13 protein-coding genes and 1 pseudogene are annotated in these 16980 nt (G+C 66.3%); 5 read left to right on the top strand and 9 right to left on the bottom strand.

The window, feature by feature from the left end; genetic code table 11:
• Positions 1-424: 424 nt before the first annotated feature.
• Complete coding sequence (locus C1A30_RS02040; RefSeq protein WP_101946591.1) at positions 425-925, top strand: DUF2505 domain-containing protein; 501 nt, start codon at positions 425-427, stop codon at positions 923-925.
• Between the two features lie 28 nt (positions 926-953).
• Here the strand turns inward: C1A30_RS02040 and C1A30_RS36470 are convergent, their stop codons facing one another.
• Positions 954-1106, bottom strand: coding sequence for a hypothetical protein (locus tag C1A30_RS36470; protein ID WP_369974087.1), 153 nt, complete (start codon positions 1104-1106; stop codon positions 954-956).
• 17 nt (positions 1107-1123) lie between these two features.
• Positions 1124-1646: pseudogene (locus C1A30_RS02035) on the bottom strand (glutamine synthetase type III); the annotation flags it as partial.
• A 111-nt stretch (positions 1647-1757) separates the two neighbouring features.
• On the opposite strand from C1A30_RS02035, the gene C1A30_RS02030 reads away from it, so the two are divergent.
• Positions 1758-2852, top strand: coding sequence for a Gfo/Idh/MocA family protein (locus tag C1A30_RS02030; protein ID WP_235009608.1), 1095 nt, complete (start codon positions 1758-1760; stop codon positions 2850-2852).
• A 9-nt stretch (positions 2853-2861) separates the two neighbouring features.
• Complete coding sequence (gene fdhD, locus C1A30_RS02025; protein ID WP_101946590.1) at positions 2862-3707, top strand: formate dehydrogenase accessory sulfurtransferase FdhD; 846 nt, start codon at positions 2862-2864, stop codon at positions 3705-3707.
• A 27-nt stretch (positions 3708-3734) separates the two neighbouring features.
• Here fdhD and C1A30_RS02020 read toward each other — a convergent pair whose 3' ends face one another.
• The 6 genes from C1A30_RS02020 to C1A30_RS01995 are packed head-to-tail and all read right to left on the bottom strand — an operon-like array spanning position 3735 to position 13979.
• Positions 3735-6257: an MMPL family transporter gene (locus tag C1A30_RS02020; protein WP_101946589.1), complete on the bottom strand. Its 2523-nt coding sequence runs from the start codon at positions 6255-6257 to the stop codon at positions 3735-3737.
• A complete protein-coding gene (locus tag C1A30_RS02015; RefSeq protein ID WP_101946588.1) occupies positions 6251-6937 on the bottom strand; it encodes a thioesterase II family protein in 687 nt (228 codons plus the stop codon). The genes C1A30_RS02020 and C1A30_RS02015 overlap by 7 nt, the downstream gene beginning before the upstream one ends.
• A gap of 4 nt (positions 6938-6941) precedes the next feature.
• On the bottom strand, positions 6942-11087 hold the full coding sequence (locus tag C1A30_RS02010) for a type I polyketide synthase (RefSeq protein WP_101946587.1): 4146 nt from the start codon (positions 11085-11087) through the stop codon (positions 6942-6944).
• The gene (locus C1A30_RS02005; RefSeq protein ID WP_101946586.1) at positions 11087-11353 is read right to left on the bottom strand and encodes an acyl carrier protein; all 267 of its coding nucleotides are present in this window, start codon (positions 11351-11353) and stop codon (positions 11087-11089) included. The genes C1A30_RS02010 and C1A30_RS02005 overlap by 1 nt, the downstream gene beginning before the upstream one ends.
• Entirely contained in the window at positions 11350-13065 is a 1716-nt protein-coding gene (locus C1A30_RS02000; RefSeq protein ID WP_101946585.1) for a fatty acyl-AMP ligase, read from the bottom strand. Before C1A30_RS02000 ends, C1A30_RS02005 begins: the two co-directional genes overlap by 4 nt.
• A complete protein-coding gene (locus C1A30_RS01995) occupies positions 13062-13979 on the bottom strand; it encodes an alpha/beta fold hydrolase (RefSeq protein ID WP_101946584.1) in 918 nt (305 codons plus the stop codon). Before C1A30_RS01995 ends, C1A30_RS02000 begins: the two co-directional genes overlap by 4 nt.
• Before the next feature lie 169 nt (positions 13980-14148).
• Between C1A30_RS01995 and C1A30_RS01990 the strand changes: the two genes are divergently transcribed.
• Positions 14149-15456: a nucleotide disphospho-sugar-binding domain-containing protein gene (locus C1A30_RS01990; RefSeq protein WP_101946583.1), complete on the top strand. Its 1308-nt coding sequence runs from the start codon at positions 14149-14151 to the stop codon at positions 15454-15456.
• Positions 15457-15546: 90 nt separating this feature from the next.
• Positions 15547-15687: a hypothetical protein gene (locus tag C1A30_RS35515; protein WP_160112678.1), complete on the top strand. Its 141-nt coding sequence runs from the start codon at positions 15547-15549 to the stop codon at positions 15685-15687.
• Here C1A30_RS35515 and clpX read toward each other — a convergent pair.
• On the bottom strand, positions 15684-16964 hold the full coding sequence (gene clpX, locus C1A30_RS01985; protein WP_101946582.1) for an ATP-dependent Clp protease ATP-binding subunit ClpX: 1281 nt from the start codon (positions 16962-16964) through the stop codon (positions 15684-15686). The genes C1A30_RS35515 and clpX overlap by 4 nt on opposite strands.
• Positions 16965-16980: the final 16 nt, after the last annotated feature.

Raw genomic sequence — 16980 nt, 5'->3', positions numbered from 1 at the left:
CACGGCTTCCACACGATGAACTCGCCCAGCCGCTGGAAAACACGGCCCGCTGTGGCTGTGCCCGTCATGCCCGTCCGCGGCAACCTTGTCGGCCAACGCTTTAGCAAATCGGGCCGCCCTCACCGCTGAGCGGGACCAAGCGCCCGATTCTGTCCCCCACGTCGGTTCACCTCGCCTCAAGGTTGCGACGAGAAGCCCGGTACCTGGTACCCGGGAACGGTTCACCAGAGCGCGGCCTGCCGCCCTTTCCGGGCTCAATCCAGTGAGACGTGCTTCTTTGCCGATCAGACTAACTCTCAATTGACGGAGAGGTAAACCATCACATAGCTCTTTGCTCCCGAAAAAGTCTCGTGGGCAAAGAGTTTCGCGGACGCAGGCGTCAATTACTCTGTTCGATGCAGCACTCGCGGCTAGCCTCCTTGGTGTGCCACGGTCAGTCGAATTCTCGATCGACTCCTCGGCCAGCGTCGAACAGATTCATGCGGCGTTCTCAGCGGAGGGTTACTGGGTGGCGCGGCTGGCGGCATTCGGCGGCTTGGGCAGGCTGGACTCGCTGACCGTCGACGACGGCTCCGTGACCGTCGTCATCGTTCACGAAGTGCGCGACGAAGGGCTGCCTGCGCTGGTCGCGAAGTTCTTCCCACACAGTTGGCGAGTCCTGCAGACCGAGACGTGGAGTCCGATCTGCGACGGCATCATGCGCGGAGAAGTTGACATCGCCGCACACGGGGCGCCGGGGTCCGGCGTCGGAATGGCCTTGCTGGCGCCGGCGCGTAACGGTTCGCGCCTGAAATGCGAAGCGACCGTGGAATTCAAAGTGCCATTGGTCGGCGGCAAGTTCGAGAACATCATGGGCCGCTCGCTCGCCCATCAGTTTGCTGTCATCGAGCGCTTCACGTCGGATTGGATCGCCAAGAACACCTGAGGCTGGTCACGTGATCCGCGATGTCGCTTCAGAGGATGTAGAGCATCTCCTGATAGGTCCGCGGCGGCCAACAATCCTCCGCCACAATGCCTTTCAACGTGTCCGCGGCGGTACGCACCGCGTTCATGGCGGGCAGCAGAACGTCGCGGGCAGACCGCGCTCGGCGGCTTCGATCTGCCATTTCTCCGACTAGCCGTCGCCGTTGAACACCACCGCGCTGCCCTTCGACGATGTGCCGATCCTTGGCGATCTGCTCGAAGACATCGGCGAGTTGATCGCCGAGGAAGATCGAGATGATCGCGGGCGGAGCGTCATTCGCGCCGAGTCGATGGTCGTTGGTCGCCGAAGCCACCGAGATCCGGAGCAACGGTGCATATTTGTGCACCGCTCGGATGACCGGCTTCTCGTGGAACAGGCATTCCATGCCGCGTTTCTTGGCGATCGTCTTGAAGGTGGTCATCAGCAGTTGCTGGTGATCGGAGGCGAGATTGGCTCGCTCGAACATCGGCGCGACCTCGAATTGGCCGAGCGCCACCTCGTTGTGCCGAGTCTTGGCCGGGATGCCGAGCTTGCACAGCTCTCGCTCGATGTCCATCATGAAGCCGAGCACCCGCTCGGGCACGGCGCCGAAGTAATGGTCGTCGAACTCTTGGCCCTTGGGGGGCTTGGCGCCAAACAAGGTACGCCCCGCGTTGACCAGATCGGGGCGGGCGAGGAAGAAGCGCGGGCCCGACCAGGAAGTACTCCGCGCCGGCGCGCGAGATCCGACACGTTGGCCATCTGCCCGGCGTAGATAGCGCACGCCCGGCGCTCGCACGCGGAAGATGGAGGGATGCGACTCAATGCGGGCATGGTCGGCGGCGGGCCGGGCGCGATGATCGGCGCGGCCCACCGCCACGCGATGTGGCTGGACAACCAATACGTGCTGACGGCAGGAATTTTCGGCAGAGACCAGGCAGCGTCGGAGGAGTTTGCCGAAACACTGAATGTCGAGCGTGTGTACGAAGATTACCGGCAGATGGCCGAACAAGAAGCCGGGCGCCTCGACGTGGTCGCTGTCGTCACCCCCAACGACAGCCACTTCGACATCACCACCGCGTTCCTCGAGGCCGGCATCGCGGTCGTGTGTGAGAAGCCGCTGACCAACGATTCGGCCACGGCCGAGCAGCTCGTCGCGACCGCGGCCGCCAACAACGTGATTCTTGCTGTCCCGCACATCTATTCGGCGTATCCGATGGTCAGGCACGCGGCCAGAATGGTGCGCAACGGCGAGCTCGGCAGAATACGGTTCGTCGCTGCGGAGCATGCGTCCGGCTGGGCGGCGGCCGACGTCGACCAGTGGCGGATGGACCCGGCACGCGGCGGCGTCGCAACCGCCGTCGCAGACGTCGGCACCCACGCGTTTCATTTGCTGCGCTACATCACCGGTCTGGAGCCGATCCGGGTCTCGGCCGAACTCAGCACGCTCGTGCCGGGCCGGCAGGTGTTCGACAACGCGACCGTGCGCTTGACGCTGGCCAACGGTGCACCCGCGACGGTGTGGGCGACCATGGCCGCCACCGGTCACGAGCACGGGCTGCGGATCCGGGTGTTCGGCGACAAGGCGAGCCTGGAATGGCGCCACGAAGACCCGCAACACCTGACGGTGCGCGACGCCGGAGGCGGCGCAACGATCCTGCCGCACGGCATGAGCACGCTTTCCGACGACGCGGCCCGCCTCACCCGCATCGGCCTCGGCCATCCGGAAGGCTTCCTCGAGGCCTTCGCGAACTTCTATTCAGACCTCGCCGACCTGCTGCGCGGTCAACCCGCCCATGATTTGTCGATCCCCACCGGCGTCGACGGGCTGATCGGTGTCCGCTTCGTCGAGGCCACCCTGGCGTCGAACGCCGACGACGCCGCCTGGGTCGACTTCGACTCGGCCTAGGCTGGTGGCATGGGCAGAGTGACCGCGCGCAGGCGCGTCCAACACGTCACCGCCGACGATTCCGTCGCACGGCCGGACACCCTGGTGGTCGAGGAACCGCTGGAGATCAGAGTCAACGGCACCGCGGTCACCGTCACCATGCGCACACCGGGTTCGGATATCGAACTGGCCCAGGGTTTTCTCCTCACCGAGGGTGTGATCGCCGAGCGTGACGATGTGCTGGCCGTGCGGTATTGCCGAGGCGCCACCGACGACGGTGTCAACACGTACAACGTGCTGGACGTGACGCTGGCGCCGGGTGTGCGGATGCCCGATGTGGACGTCACCCGCAACTTCTACACCACCTCGTCGTGTGGCGTCTGCGGCAAAGCATCGTTGGACGCCGTGCGGCTGAGCAGCCGTCATTGCCCCGGTGACGATCCGTCGACGGTGGCCATGGACACGCTGGCCGCCATGCCCGACAAGCTGCGCGCCGAGCAGAAGGTGTTCGCCAGCACCGGCGGGTTGCACGGTGCGGCGCTGTTCGACACCAACGGCACCATGCTCGCCGTGCGTGAGGACATCGGCAGACACAATGCCGTCGACAAGGTGATCGGCTGGGCGCTGGAAGCCCGCCGCATCCCGCTGACCGGGACCGTGTTACTGGTCAGCGGACGGGCGTCCTTCGAGCTCACCCAGAAAGCCGTGATGGCAGGCATTCCGGTGCTGGCCGCGGTGTCGGCGCCGTCATCGCTGGCGGTGGACCTGGCGAGCCAGTCCGGGCTGACACTGGTGGCGTTCCTGCGGGGCGAATCGATGAACGTGTACGCCCGACCCGATCGGGTGACCCGAGACCCTTCGGAATCGGGGCGTTGACGGCGCCGGACCCGTTGGCCGGTAAGCCTATTCGTAGCGGAGCGTCCGGCAGCCGATCCGGATGACCGTTCCAGGACGCAACAGCGCAGGGCGCAAGGGCGCCAACCGGACCCAGCCGCGACCCGCGGGCTCACGGATGAAGGTGCCGTTCCTGGAGCCGGCGTCGACCACGAACACCTGACCGTTGACGTGGCGGATCTCGATGTGGACCCGCGACATCTCGCTCGTGAGTCCGGGGATGCGAATGGGACGAAAGCCGCGTCGTCCGACGGCGCTGGACTCCTGCGGGATCCGGCCTACCACGCAGTCCCGGTCGATCGCGACTCGGGAATCGTCCTCGAGAACAAGGAAACCCAGCAGCGGCCTGATCCGGACCGTCGGAGCGTTGAGCGCGTTGTTCAGGAAGCGGACGGTATCCGGCTCTGAGCACCGCGTCGGCGCGACACTCGGTGGCACCTCGCGCAAGCCGATGCGATCGTGCAGCCGTCGAAGTGGCCGCGGCGCCCACCAGTTGAACTCGCCTGCGACGCGCAGGAATGCAGGCACGATGATGCCGCGGATCACGGTCGCGTCGAGGACGACCGCGAGCGCCGTGCCGATGCCGAACATCTTCATGAAGGACAACCCGTTGGCGAAGGACAGCAGCGTGATGGTGAGCAAAACCGCTGCACTGCTGATGATTCGCCCCACGCGCCCCAGTCCGACGACGATGGCGTCGTTGTTCGACAACCCCGCGTCGCGGGCTTCCTTGATCCTGCTGAGCAAAAAGATTTCGTAGTCAACGGACAAGCTGAACGCGATGCAGCAGAGCAGCACCACCATCGACAGGTTCAGCGGCGCGGGTCTGACGCCCAACCACGAAGCCAGATGCCCGTCCTGGAAGATCCAGACCATCGCTCCGAGCACGGCGCTCAGCACCAACAGATTGAGGGCGAGCGCTTTGACCGGCACCACGATGCTGCCCGTGAAGAGGAACAGCAGCACGAACGTCGCCAGTGCGATGATGGCGATCGCCAACGGAAGCCGGTCCGCGACAGCGGCGCGGCTGTCGATGAGCGTCGCGGTGGGACCGCCCACTTGGACCTGGTGATCGGTGACCTTTGCACGGATATCGCGCACGACTTGTTGAGCGGCATCCGACTGGGCACCGACCGATAGATACGCCAACCCGTAAGCAGCGCCGGACTTTTCACTGGCAGGGAGCACATCGATCCGGACCACGTCGGGGATGTCCGACACGGCGGCGGCGAGCTCTTCGAGGGCTGCGGCGTCGGTGCGGGCCAGCAGCGTGACCGCTTGCGAGGCGTCCACGGCGTAGTCGGTGTGCAGTGAGTCGGCCAACAAGCGCGCGTTCGAGTCTGACGGCAACGCGCGCTCGTCGGGCGTGGCGAATTGTGCGCTCAGGAACGGAATGCCAAGAGCCAGCAGCGCAGCGACGACCGGCAAGGCGCACCGCAGCGGTCTGCGCGTCACCGCGCCGGCGAAACGTCGCCAGAACACCGAATCGGCCGAAAGCGGAGCCTTGCGACGCACCACCGCGAGCCCGTCAATCCGCCGCCCCAGGACGGCCAAGAGTGCGGGCACCACGACGATTGCGCTGAAGGCCGACAGGATGACGACCGCACTGGCCGTGACGCCGACTGAGCGCAGGAAGTAGGTGGGGAACACCAGAAGTCCAGCCATGGCCAGGGTGACGGTGGCCGCGCTGAAGATGATCGTGCGGCCGGCAGTCGTGACCGTCGCGACGATGGCCGACTCGTGGTCTCTGCCCCTGTCCCGTTCCTCGCGGAAGCGCGACACCATGAGCAAGCCGAAGTCGATGGACAATCCGAGTCCGAATGCCGTCGCGACGGTGAGCGCATGCACCGAGACGTCGGTGATCGTGGTCATGACGTACAACACCAGCATCGTGGTGACGATCGAGGTCAGACCGACGGCCAGCGGCAGGAAAGCCGCGACGAGTCCGCCGAAGACGAGCACCAGCACCGCGAGCGAGATCGGCAACGCGATGCTCTCGCTGATCAGCAGATCGTGATGGACCCTGCTCTCGATCTCCTCCTGCACGCCAAGCGATCCGCCGACGCGCACCGAGACGTCTTGATCGGTCGCGGGTAGCTTCCCGATGAGTCGCCTCGCCGTCTTCGCGGCCTCGTCGGTGGTACCCCCCACATTGACCAGGATCAACCCTGACTGCCCGTCGCGACTACGCAGATCGCCCGCCGGATCCTGTTGGAACGATCCGATCACCTTCGCCGACGACTCGGTTTCGACGAGTTTGCGCAGTCGATCCGCGGCCGCGGTGACCGCCGGGCTGTCGACGGTGCCTTCGGCGGCTGCAACCTGAAGCACCAGATTCGGTGTGGTGCTGAAGTTCTCGTCGAGAAAATCGGCCACTTGAGTCGATTCCGACGCGGGGTCGACGAAGCCACCGATGCCGAGCTTCTCGGAGACCGTGCCGCCGAAAACGATACTGACACCAAGCACAGCCGCGACGGCAAACAGCACCACCTTGGGCCGTCGCACCACGAACTCGGCCAGCCGGGTCAGCATCTCGCTGCCCCGACCGTCGACAGCAGGGGCTTCAGGACCGCGAACAACTGCGGCTTGTCATTGAGGTAAAAGTGGCCGCCCCGCAGCATCTGCACCGAGAAGTCCGCGGATGTGCGCATACCCCATTCGTGCAGGTCGGCTTCGCTGACGACGGGATCGTCGCTGCCTCCGAAGGCGTGGATCGGGCAGGACAGCAACGCGGTACTGTCCTCGTCGTCAGTCATGCACAGCCGCAGGTCATTTCGCGCTGTCGCGACGGCTCGATCGCGCAGCGAGGGCCATCGAATGATCTCGTGCGGCATTCCACCCAAATCGGACAGAAGTGTCGCAAGCTGGTGATCGTCGAGGGTGTTCACAGCATGAAGCGGCGCGGGCAGGTGTGGCGGAGCATATGAAGACAGGAAAACCGCCCGAGGCGGCGGGGCACCGTCTGCGGCCCGCCTGCATGCCAGCCGATAGGCCAACAGTGCGCCGAAGCTGTGGCCGAAGAACATGTGCGGGGCAGCCAGCGCGGGTCGCAGCTGATCGCTGACTTCGTCCACGAGGTGGCGCAGCGTGTCGAATCGCTCGCGGTGGGGAATCTCGACCGCAACGACTTCGACGGCCGGGCGCAGCGCCCGATTCCAGGCGTTGAACGTCGTCCGTCCCCCGCCTGCGTGGTGAAAGCAGAACAGTCGCACCGTCTCACCCGCCTGCCGGAGAGTCGGCGAGAATGGCGAGCTCTTCGGCGATCGTCTTCACCGTGTAGCGGATCTGTTCTTCCGAATGGCAGCTGGTGACGAAGAACCGCAACCGCGCCTTGTCCTCCGGCACGGCCGGGTAGAGGATCGGATTGGCGTTGATGCCGCGGCGCAGCAGCGCATTCGACAGCTTCAGCGCGGTGACGGAGCTCCCGACGATGCACGGGATCACCGGGGTGCCCTCGCTCTCGCCGGTGTCCACACCGGCTTCGCGGGCCAGCTCCAGAAACAGGGCGGACATGTCGCGTAGCCGCTTCAACGTCTCGGGCTCGCTGCGGATCGCCCAGATCGCCGCGAGCGACGCTGCCGCTGTGGGTGGCGGCATGCCGACGCTGTAGATGAAGCCCGGCGTCGTGTACTTCAGGAACTCGATGAGTTCCCTGCTGCCGCCCACGTAACCGCCGCAGCCGGCCAGCGCCTTCGACATTGTGCCCGACCACAATTCGACGTCGGCGCGGTCGACGCCGAAGTGCTCACCGATGCCACCACCGGTGGCACCGAGCACACCGATGCTGTGTGCCTCGTCGATCATCAGCAAGGCCTGGTGCTTGCGTTTGACCTCGATGAAGGCTGGCAGGTCCGGGATGTCGCCGTCCTGGCTGTAAACCCCTTCGATGATGATCAGCACCCGACGGTACTGGTGACGAATGCTGGTGAGCAGCTGGTCGAGCGCACCGGGGTCGTTGTGCGGGAACGGCCTGCGGGTGGCGCCGGAGAGCTTGCAGCCCTGCATGATGCTGTCGTGCGCGAGGCTGTCGTGGATCACCAGGTCGCCGCCGCCGAGCAGATGCCCGATCACGGTGACGTTGGTCGCGTGACCGCTGACCAGTGCCATCGCGTCCTCGGTGCCGAGCAGGTTCGCCAACTCGAGTTCCAATTCGCGGTGGACGGGCTTCTCCCCCGACAGCAGGCGCGACGCCGAGCAGGAGCTGCCCCATTGGCGCACCGCGTCCGACACGGCCGCGGCCACCGCGGGGTGACCCGACATGCCGACGTAGTTGTAGCTGGAGAAGTTGATGACCTCGGCACCGTTGATCACCGAGGTGTCGCGGGTGACGCCGTCGTTCACCAGGAAGTAGGGGTTCTCGACGCCGACGGCCTCGGCGAGCGCCTTCCGATCGGCCAACGCCTTGACTTCCTCGAACTCCCCGATCCGGAACTGCGGGCTCACTGTCGGCGCGACTTCCGTTGCCGCAGACTCCGGTACCCGTCCGCCCGCCATGGCGATCACATCGGCGATGGTCGTCGCCTGGCCGAATCCACTGGGGTCGATCGTGATGCCCTTGCGAGCGAGCCCGCTCGCAAGGTCGGTCACCATGATCGAATCGAAGCCGAGGTCGCCTGCGATGGTCTGCGCCGCGCGCAACTTGGCATCCGGGAAGCCGCTGACGCGTGCGACCTCGGCGCGCACAATCGCGGCGACGTCGACGGCCGGGTTCGCCTGCGGCGCGGGCGTCGTCGCGGCGGTGACCGGCGCGTCACCCTGGCCGTAGGCGGCCAGGACGGCCGCCTGTTCGCGAAACAGGGCGATGAGGTTGTCCATGGTCGAGTCCTTGGTGGCTGGGGCCGTGGTGGATACAGGTTCTTTCACCCAGAAGCGGTTGGCGGTGCTGAACGAGTAGCCACTGAGCCGGTGAGGAACCCGAGCTTCGTTGGGGTACAGCAGGTTCCAGTCGGGGTTCAGACCGTCGCGGTAAAGCGCGGCGACGACCTTGGTGACGCCTGTCGCGACGGTGAGGGCGGATGGCGCTTTGCGGTGGGCGCGCGTGATCATCGGAGCGAGCGTGCGCTTGGCGCCGAACTCGACGAGGTGTGTCGGCTCGGCGTGCATCGCCTCTGCTGCCGCGTCGGCGAACCGAACGGTGGCACCGATGTGCTCGGTCCAGTAGTCCGCATCCATCGGCTCGTCGTCGCCGAGCAGCCGGCCGCGCAGCGTGGAAAAGATCGGGAAAACGGGTAGTCGGTACGAGATTTCGGTAGCGATCGACGCGAACTTCGCGGTCATCGGCTCCATCAGTCGGGAGTGGAAAGCGTGCGACACGTTGAGCCGACGTGCGGTGATCCCGACGCCTGCCAGGGTGTGCACGGCCTCGTCGATCGCCTCCATCGCACCCGACAACACGACTTCGTCGGTCCCGTTCACTGCGGCGAGGTCGAGGCCCACTCCGGTCACGTCGTCGACACCCGCCCGGACCGCCAGCATGCCGCCGCCGTCGGGTAGCTGTTGCATGAGCCGACCGCGTGCGATCACCAGCCGGCAGGCGTCGTCGAGGCTGAACACCTCGGCGATCGCGGCGGCGGCGTACTCGCCGATGCTGTGGCCGAGCAGCCAGGCGGGTTCGGCACCGAGTTGAAGCAATGCCCGCGCCTGCGCGTACTGCAGCGCGAAGATCGCGGGCTGGGCGAATTCGGTGTCGTTCACGCGGTTGTCGTTCATGATCGAGGTGATCCGCACGCCAAGGTGCGGCAGCATCGCGGCGTCGACGGCGTCAAAGGCGGCGCGGAACACCGCGTTGCTTTCGTACGCCGCCATGCCCGGGTACTGCGTGCCCTGCCCGCTGAACAACCAGCCCGCCGACATTCCCGCCGCGGTGCCGATTTCGAAGTCGCCGCGCAGTGCCGCGACGGACTCGGCGCGGTCAGCGGCGACGACGGCGAGCCGAACCTTGCCTGAAGACTTGATCCGGTTCGTCGAGAAACCCAACTGGGCGATCGGGACGTCACTGTTCTCGATGTCGTCGGCGAGCTGTAACGCGTTGCAGTGCAGCGCCTCCGGCGAGTCGGCTGACAGGGTGAACACGCCGTCGCCGGCTGCGGTCGAAGCTGGCTCAACCGCAGGTGCACTGGCGAGCACCATATGGCAGTTCGTGCCGCCGATTCCGAAGCTGGAGACCCCCGCATACACGGTTTCGGCCGGGAGTTCCATCGGCGAAGTGAGCAGCCGCAGTCCCCCGGCGGCCAACCGAAGTCGGGCGTTCTCGGTCTCTGCGAACCGGGACGCAGGCACCACCCGGTGATGCAGGCTCAGCGCAATCTTGATCAGCCCTGCGATGCCTGCCGCGCCCTCGGTATGGCCGAGGTTGCCCTTGATCGACCCGATTGCGCAGGGCTCGTCGCGGCCCGAGCGGTGCGCGTCGGCCATCGCCTTCGCCTCGATCATGTCGCCGAGAAGCGTTCCGGTGCCGTGCGCTTCGAGGAAGGCGATCTGCGCAGGCACGATGCCGGCAGCCCGATATGCGGTGGCGGCCACCTGCTGCTGGGCCCAGCGGTTCGGCGCGGTGATGCCGTTGCTGCGGCCGTCGCTGTTGACCGCGCTGCCCTTGATCACGGCGTAGATCGGCAGACCTGCGGCCACCGCGTCTTCCAGCCGTCGCAGCACGACGACCGCCACGCCTTCGCCGCGGCCGATTCCGTCGGCTGCGCCGCTGAACGGTTTGCAGCGCCCGTCCGGTGCGGCCAGCCCGGCCTGCGTGTAGAAAACGTTGACGGCGGGGGTCAGGGTGAGGTTGACCCCGGCGGCGATGGCCTGGTCGCATTCGCCGTTGCGCAGCGCCTGCGCGGCCACGTGCACTGCGACAAGCGACGACGAGCACGCGGTGTCCACAGCGAGGCTCGGCCCTCTGAGATCGAGTTGGTAGGACAGCCGGTTGGCCGTCATGAAATAGCCGTTGCCCGAACCCGATTGCGCGGTGATTTCGCGGTAGTCCGTCAGATGTACATGCGCCCATTCGTTGGCCATCACCCCGACGAACACTCCGGTGGCCGAACCGGCCTGTGCACGCGGGTCGAGCGTGGCGTCTTCCAGCGCGCGCCACGTCGCCTGCAGAAGCAGGCGCTGTTGGGGATCCATCGCCTGGGCCTCGCGCGGCGTGATGCCGAAGAAGTCGTTGTCGAACGCGTCGGCGTCGCTGATGAACCCGCCGGTGCGGTGGTTGAGGGTCCCGTCGTCATGCAGTTCGGCCGCGTTGAAGCGGTCCGCCGGAATCTCATCGATGCCGTCGGCGCCGTCCAGCAGCAGTTTCCACAACGCGGCCGGATCGCCCGCCTTCGCGAAGCGGCAATCGATTCCGACGACGGCGACGTCGCTCATTACGCCACCGCCTCCTGCTGCTCGGCGACGGCGGCGTCGATGAACTCGGCGATGTGAGCCAGCGTCGGGTAGTCGAAGATCATCGTCGGGTCGACGTCGATGTCGAAGTGTGCTTCCACATCCCCGACGAGGCTGACCGCGTGCACCGAGTCGACGCCCATCTCGGCGAGCGGCACCATCGGATCGATCGCGGTGGTTGACACCTCGAGATAGGACGCGAGCTGCGCGGTGAGCCAGCGCAGGATCGAGCGGCGGTCGGCGTTCATGTGAGGGCTCCTACGGTTGCGGTGCTGTCGTGGACGACATCGGTCAGTTCGGCGTTGAGGAAGGCCGCCCGCATCGATGCGCGCTGCACCTTTCCGCTTGTGGTCAGGTGGATGCCGGAACGGTTGACGAAAACCACTGCGGGAGCGGAGATGTCGAAGGCGCGGGCCACGGAACCCTTGACGGCGCCGGCGAGCTCGCCGTAGCTCGTATCGCCGAGCAGTTCCGGTTTGACCGACTGAATCAGGACCAGCCGTTCGGCGTCGTCGACGTCGACCGACACCGCGACCCCGCGTGCACCGGCGACGGCCGGGTGCACGCCCTGCACGAACTCCTCGATGTCGTGCGGATACAGGTTGCGGCCGTTGACGATCAACAGGTCCTTGAGGCGGCCGGCCACGTACAGCTCGCCGTCGTGGAGCAGTCCCAGATCGCCGCTGCGCAGATAGGGCCCAACGCCGCCGGAGGTGTACGCGTCGAACTTTTCGAACGTCTCCGCGAGGCGCTGGTAATAACCGGCCGCGACGCTGGCGCTGCGCAACCAGATCTCGCCGACGCGGCCCTCAGGCAACTCACGCAAGGTGTGTGGGTCGACAATGCGCACGTCGATACCGAGTGCAGGCGCGCCCGAACTCATCAGGCTGACCGCACGGCCCGTGGCAGGTTCGTAGCGGTTCTGCTCGAGCGCATCAGCGTCGGCGTCCAGAAAACGTGGGTGATCGCGGGCGAAGGTGGCCATCAGCGTCACCTCGGCCATGCCGTACGCGGGACTCATTGCCGACGGTGCGAAACCGAACGGAGCGAGCATCTCGGTAACCCGCTCGACGGTGCGACGGCGAACCGGTTCGGCGCCGTTGAGCGCCACCGCCAAGGAGGAAAGGTCAAGGCCGGCCAGTTGTTCTCCAGTCACCCTCCGCGCGATCAGGTCATAGGCGAAATTCGGTGCAGCGGTGTGGGTTCCGCGGTAATCGCTGATCATCCTGAGCAGCCGGACCGGCTGCTTGAGGAACGCGAGAGGTGACATCGCGATGACCTTCGCACCGACGGAGAAAGCGCTCAGGACGCTGATGAGACCCATGTCGTGAAAATGTGGGATCCAGCCGGTGAAGACAGAACCGTCGGACACTGTCAGTGCCGCGGTGATCGCGGCGGTGTTGCTCATCACGTTGCCGTGGGTGACGACGACGCCCTTCGGGTCGCCCGTCGACCCGGACGTGTACTGAAGAAAGGCGACGGTGTCGGCCGCGATGGCAGGCATGCTCCACGCGTCGGGGTCGACCGGCTTCGATTCGTCGATGGCCTCGAACACAATTGGGTCGTCCAGGCCGAGACCGTCAACGCCCGCTGCGAGGAGGTCACGAAGCTTGGCGGTCGTCAGCGCCAGACTGCTGTCCGCATCGCGCACTATCCGGGCGACCCGCTGCATGCTGCGCGAATCATGCGGCAGCGGTGCAGGTATCGCGATCACTCCGGCGTAGAGGCAACCAAGGAATGCCCGCCAGAACTCGAGGCCGGGTTCGAACAACAACAGCACCGGTCGGGAGGCCTCGGGCCGCGAGGTAAGCCACACGGCCACCTCGCGGGCTCCGCGGTCGAGGTCGCGGAACGTCGCGACGTCCTCGACGAGGGTTCGACCGGACTCCTGCAGAAATGTGAAAGTGCGGCGCTCACCGTAGGTTTCGAAGTGGGAGCGGAGACGCTCGACGAGATTCACGCTGTCCTCGCTTCGACGAGATCGGCGCCGACAGCCGTGACGATCGTGCGGCTGATGGCGGCTGTGACGGCGTGCGCAGCCTCCTGCAGCAGCATGTGCCCGGCGAAGGGGTGGTGCTCGTGTGCGGCGCCGGGGACGGCGGCGGCCATGTCGTGCGAGTGCGACGGCGGCGTCAGGACGTCGGCTCCCCCGCTGAGGATGATCGTCTGGGCGCGGACCGAGGCGAGCGTGGCGGTCTGGTCGTAGGACCGCAGACTGGGCAGGAACCCGACGGCGGAGTCGAGGGATGTGGTGGCAGCAAGGGCATTGGCGAACAACGCGCTCAGTGTCGAACGCGCGTTGTTGCCGATCTGACGGGCCAACGTCGCGCATACGGGCTTGGTCAGCAGCCGAATGGCGCGCTGCGGCGCGAAACCGGCGAGCCCGCACAGCATGTCGGTTGCGGGGCTGGCCAACAGTCGAGCGAGGCCGCGCTCGGCGAGCCGGCCCGCGGCCGTCGCAACGAGGATCAGTCCGTGCGGCTCCACCGGCCGATCGGCGCGAGGCAGGCCAAGGTAGGCGAGGGCGACCATGCCGCCCATCGAGTGACCCGCGAGGGTGACTCGGCCAGTGACCCGAAGAGCGGTCAGGACGTCGGCGAGATCTTCGGCGAGCTGCGACACCGTGTAGGTGCGTTTCGGCGCGGAATCCGACTCGCCGTGGCCGCGGTGGTCATAGCTGATGATGCGGATGCGGTCGCCCCACTGCCGGGTCAGTTGCCGGATCTGGTCTGCCCATGAGCCCTGCTCGAGGCACAGCCCGTGCAGCAGCACCACGGTGGCCTCGGGGTGCCGCGGCCCTTGGTCGCGCACTGCGAGCCGGATACCGTCGCGTACGACGACGATCCGTTCGGTGCCGGAGCCTGCGGTGACCATGACGAAAATGGTCAGGGATCAGCCAGTGGCTCCGTAATCGTCGCGACGCCAGATTCCGCTGCTCGATGGAGAGGGTTTTCTAGCCGCCTGGTAAGCCTGCCTGCGATCTCCACCGGATCTCCACACAACCTCCAAGCTCGGATACCCGCTGTTGGCGAGCATCGAGCGCATGCGCGAAATCCTGATTGCCTCGCTGTCGCCGGTCGGTCACATCGCTCCCCTGCTGAACGTCGCGCAGGGTTTGGTGGACCGCGGCGACCGCGTCACCGTGCTCAGTTCCGCGGCCCACGCCGAGAAGATCCGCGCCGTCGGCGCAACGCCGGAGGCCATCCCGCCCGAGGCCGACTTCGACCTGACCCGACTCGACATCGACCTGCCTGGCCGCGCCGAGACCTCTGGCATCAAGCGGGTCAACTTCGACATCGTCCGGTTGTTCGTGCAGCCGATGCCCCACCAGACGAGGGCGCTGTCGGCGTTGATGTCGCAGACCCGGTTCGACGCGATCATCGCCGATGCGGGTTTCTTCGGGATACTGCCGTTTCTGCTCGGTGATCGCGCGGCCAGGCCGCCGGTGCTGGCCTACAGCACCACCCCGCTGATGATCAGCAGCCGTGACACCGCGCCGACCGGGATGGGGCTGCCGCCGTCGACGAGTCCGCTGGGCCGGCTGCGCAACCGCGCGCTGCACCTGCTGGCGCAGCGGGTGCTGCTGCGCCAGTCGCACAACGCCGCCAACTATCTGCTCGACCATCTGAACAGTCGACGGCTGCCGATGTTCTTGCTCGATGCCGGGTTGCTCGCCGACCGCTGCATCGCGCCGACGGTCCCCGAATTCGACTATCCGCGCAGCGACCTGCCCGACCACGTGCGCTACGTCGGTGCGGTGCACCCGGCGCCGTCGCGGGGCTTTCGGCTGCCGCCGTGGTGGGCCGAACTCGACGGCGGCCGACCGGTCGTGCACGTCACCCAGGGCACCATCGACAACGGCGATCTGGGCAGGCTGCTGTCGCCGACGCTGCAAGCGCTCGAGGGTGAGGACGTCGTCGTGGTGGCCACCACCGGCGGTCGCGAAACGGCGCAACTGCGGCGACCGGCGAATGCCTATGTCGCCGACTACATTCCGCATGATCTGCTGCTGCCGAAGGTCGACGTGATGGTCACCAACGGCGGCTACGGCGCGGTGCAGCGCGCACTGTCGATGGGCGTTCCGCTCGTCGTCGCGGGCAACACCGAGGACAAGCCTGAGGTCGCCGCACGTGTGGCGTGGAGCGGCGCGGGCGTCAACCTGCGCACAGGCACGCCGACGCCGGGTGCGGTGCGCGCCGCGGCCCGCGACGTGCTCAACGACGGCCGCTATCTCGACGCGGCGCGCAGGCTCGAGGCGGCGTTCGCCAGGCGCTGCGGGGTCGCCGAGATCGCCGCACTCGTCGACGAGGTGATCGGCGAGCACCGCGAGGCGGTACACGCCGCCGATTGAACTTCTCGCTACCGACGACCGTCGTGGAAACAGAAAGTCGCGTAGTCGGCTACTCGTGAGGATCGCCAACGGACGGAGAAGGCTCGAGTCATGTTCACCGAACTGCAATTCGTCGCGGTAGCGGTCTTCTTGATGTGGGGCCTGGCAGCGTCGCTGTGCGGGCTACTCAAACCTGACGCCGACGAAACCAAGCTGGTCCATTCGGACCGCAGTTCGAGCGTAGAGAACTAAGCGGACTTGTCGCGGCGCTCACTGCGCGACGGCTTACGCGGCACGATCGTCGGAAGCACGTTGTCCTGCACGGTCTCCTTGGTGACGACCACCTTGGCGACGTCGTCGCGGCTCGGGATGTCGTACATCACCGGCAGCAGGACCTCTTCCATGATCGCGCGCAGGCCGCGGGCGCCAGTGCCACGGTGGATGGCCTGATCGGCGATCGCGTCCAGCGCGTCGTCGGTGAACTCCAACTCGACGCCATCCATTTCGAACAGCCGAACGTACTGCTTGACCAACGCGTTCTTCGGCTCGGACAGGATCTTGACCAACGACTCCTTGTCGAGGTTGGTCACCGACGCGACGACCGGCAGGCGGCCGATGAACTCGGGGATCAACCCGAACTTGATCAGGTCCTCGGGCATCACTTCGGCGAAGTGGTCCTGGGTGTCGATCTCGGCCTTGGAGTGCACCTCGGCGCCGAAGCCAAGCCCGCGCTTGCCGACCCGGTCGGAGACGATCTTCTCCAGGCCGGCGAACGCACCCGCGACGATGAACAACACGTTCGTGGTGTCGATCTGGATGAACTCCTGATGCGGATGCTTGCGGCCGCCCTGCGGCGGCACCGAGGCCTGCGTGCCCTCCAGGATCTTCAGCAGCGCCTGCTGCACGCCCTCACCGGAGACGTCGCGGGTGATCGACGGGTTCTCGCTCTTGCGGGCGATCTTGTCGACCTCGTCGATGTAGATGATGCCGGTCTCGGCGCGCTTGACGTCGTAATCGGCGGCCTGAATCAGCTTGAGCAGAATGTTCTCGACGTCCTCGCCGACATAACCGGCCTCGGTCAGCGCCGTGGCGTCGGCGATGGCGAACGGCACGTTGAGCATCTTGGCCAGCGTCTGCGCCAGATACGTCTTGCCGCAGCCGGTGGGCCCGAGCATCAGGATGTTCGACTTGGCGAGCTCGACGGGCTCAGCGCGCGAGTCGCGCATCTTCTCCTGCGCCTGAACGCGCTTGTAGTGGTTGTAGACGGCCACGGCCAGCGTCCGCTTGGCGGTGTCCTGGCCGATGACGTAGCCCTCGAGGAATTCGCGGATCTCCGCCGGCTTGGGCAGCTCGTCGAGCTTGACGTCGTCGGCATCTGCCAGTTCCTCTTCGATGATCTCGTTGCACAGGTCTATGCATTCATCGCAGATATAGACGCCCGGGCCCGCAATGAGCTTTTTCACCTGCTTTTGGCTCTTGCCGCAGAACGAGCACTTCAGCAGGTCACCGCCGTCTCCAATGCGCGCCATGGTGGTGGGGTCCTAC

It is taken from the genome of Mycobacterium sp. 3519A, from assembly GCF_900240945.1.
Lineage (GTDB): Bacteria > Actinomycetota > Actinomycetes > Mycobacteriales > Mycobacteriaceae > Mycobacterium.
The sequence above is the reverse complement of the archived record's forward strand: the minus strand, read 5'-3'. Positions and strand labels throughout refer to the sequence as shown.

Coding starts and splice junctions, on each gene's coding strand:
- C1A30_RS36470 (WP_369974087.1), bottom strand. CDS start 1,106: ATGGCAGATCGAAGCCGCCGAGCGCGGTCTGCCCGCGACGTTCTGCTG.
- C1A30_RS01990 (WP_101946583.1), top strand. CDS start 14,149: ATGCGCGAAATCCTGATTGCCTCGCTGTCGCCGGTCGGTCACATCGCT.
- C1A30_RS02010 (WP_101946587.1), bottom strand. CDS start 11,087: ATGAGCGACGTCGCCGTCGTCGGAATCGATTGCCGCTTCGCGAAGGCG.
- C1A30_RS02005 (WP_101946586.1), bottom strand. CDS start 11,353: ATGAACGCCGACCGCCGCTCGATCCTGCGCTGGCTCACCGCGCAGCTC.
- clpX (WP_101946582.1), bottom strand. CDS start 16,964: ATGGCGCGCATTGGAGACGGCGGTGACCTGCTGAAGTGCTCGTTCTGC.
- C1A30_RS02030 (WP_235009608.1), top strand. CDS start 1,758: ATGCGACTCAATGCGGGCATGGTCGGCGGCGGGCCGGGCGCGATGATC.
- C1A30_RS35515 (WP_160112678.1), top strand. CDS start 15,547: ATGTTCACCGAACTGCAATTCGTCGCGGTAGCGGTCTTCTTGATGTGG.
- C1A30_RS01995 (WP_101946584.1), bottom strand. CDS start 13,979: ATGGTCACCGCAGGCTCCGGCACCGAACGGATCGTCGTCGTACGCGAC.
- C1A30_RS02020 (WP_101946589.1), bottom strand. CDS start 6,257: ATGCTGACCCGGCTGGCCGAGTTCGTGGTGCGACGGCCCAAGGTGGTG.
- fdhD (WP_101946590.1), top strand. CDS start 2,862: ATGGGCAGAGTGACCGCGCGCAGGCGCGTCCAACACGTCACCGCCGAC.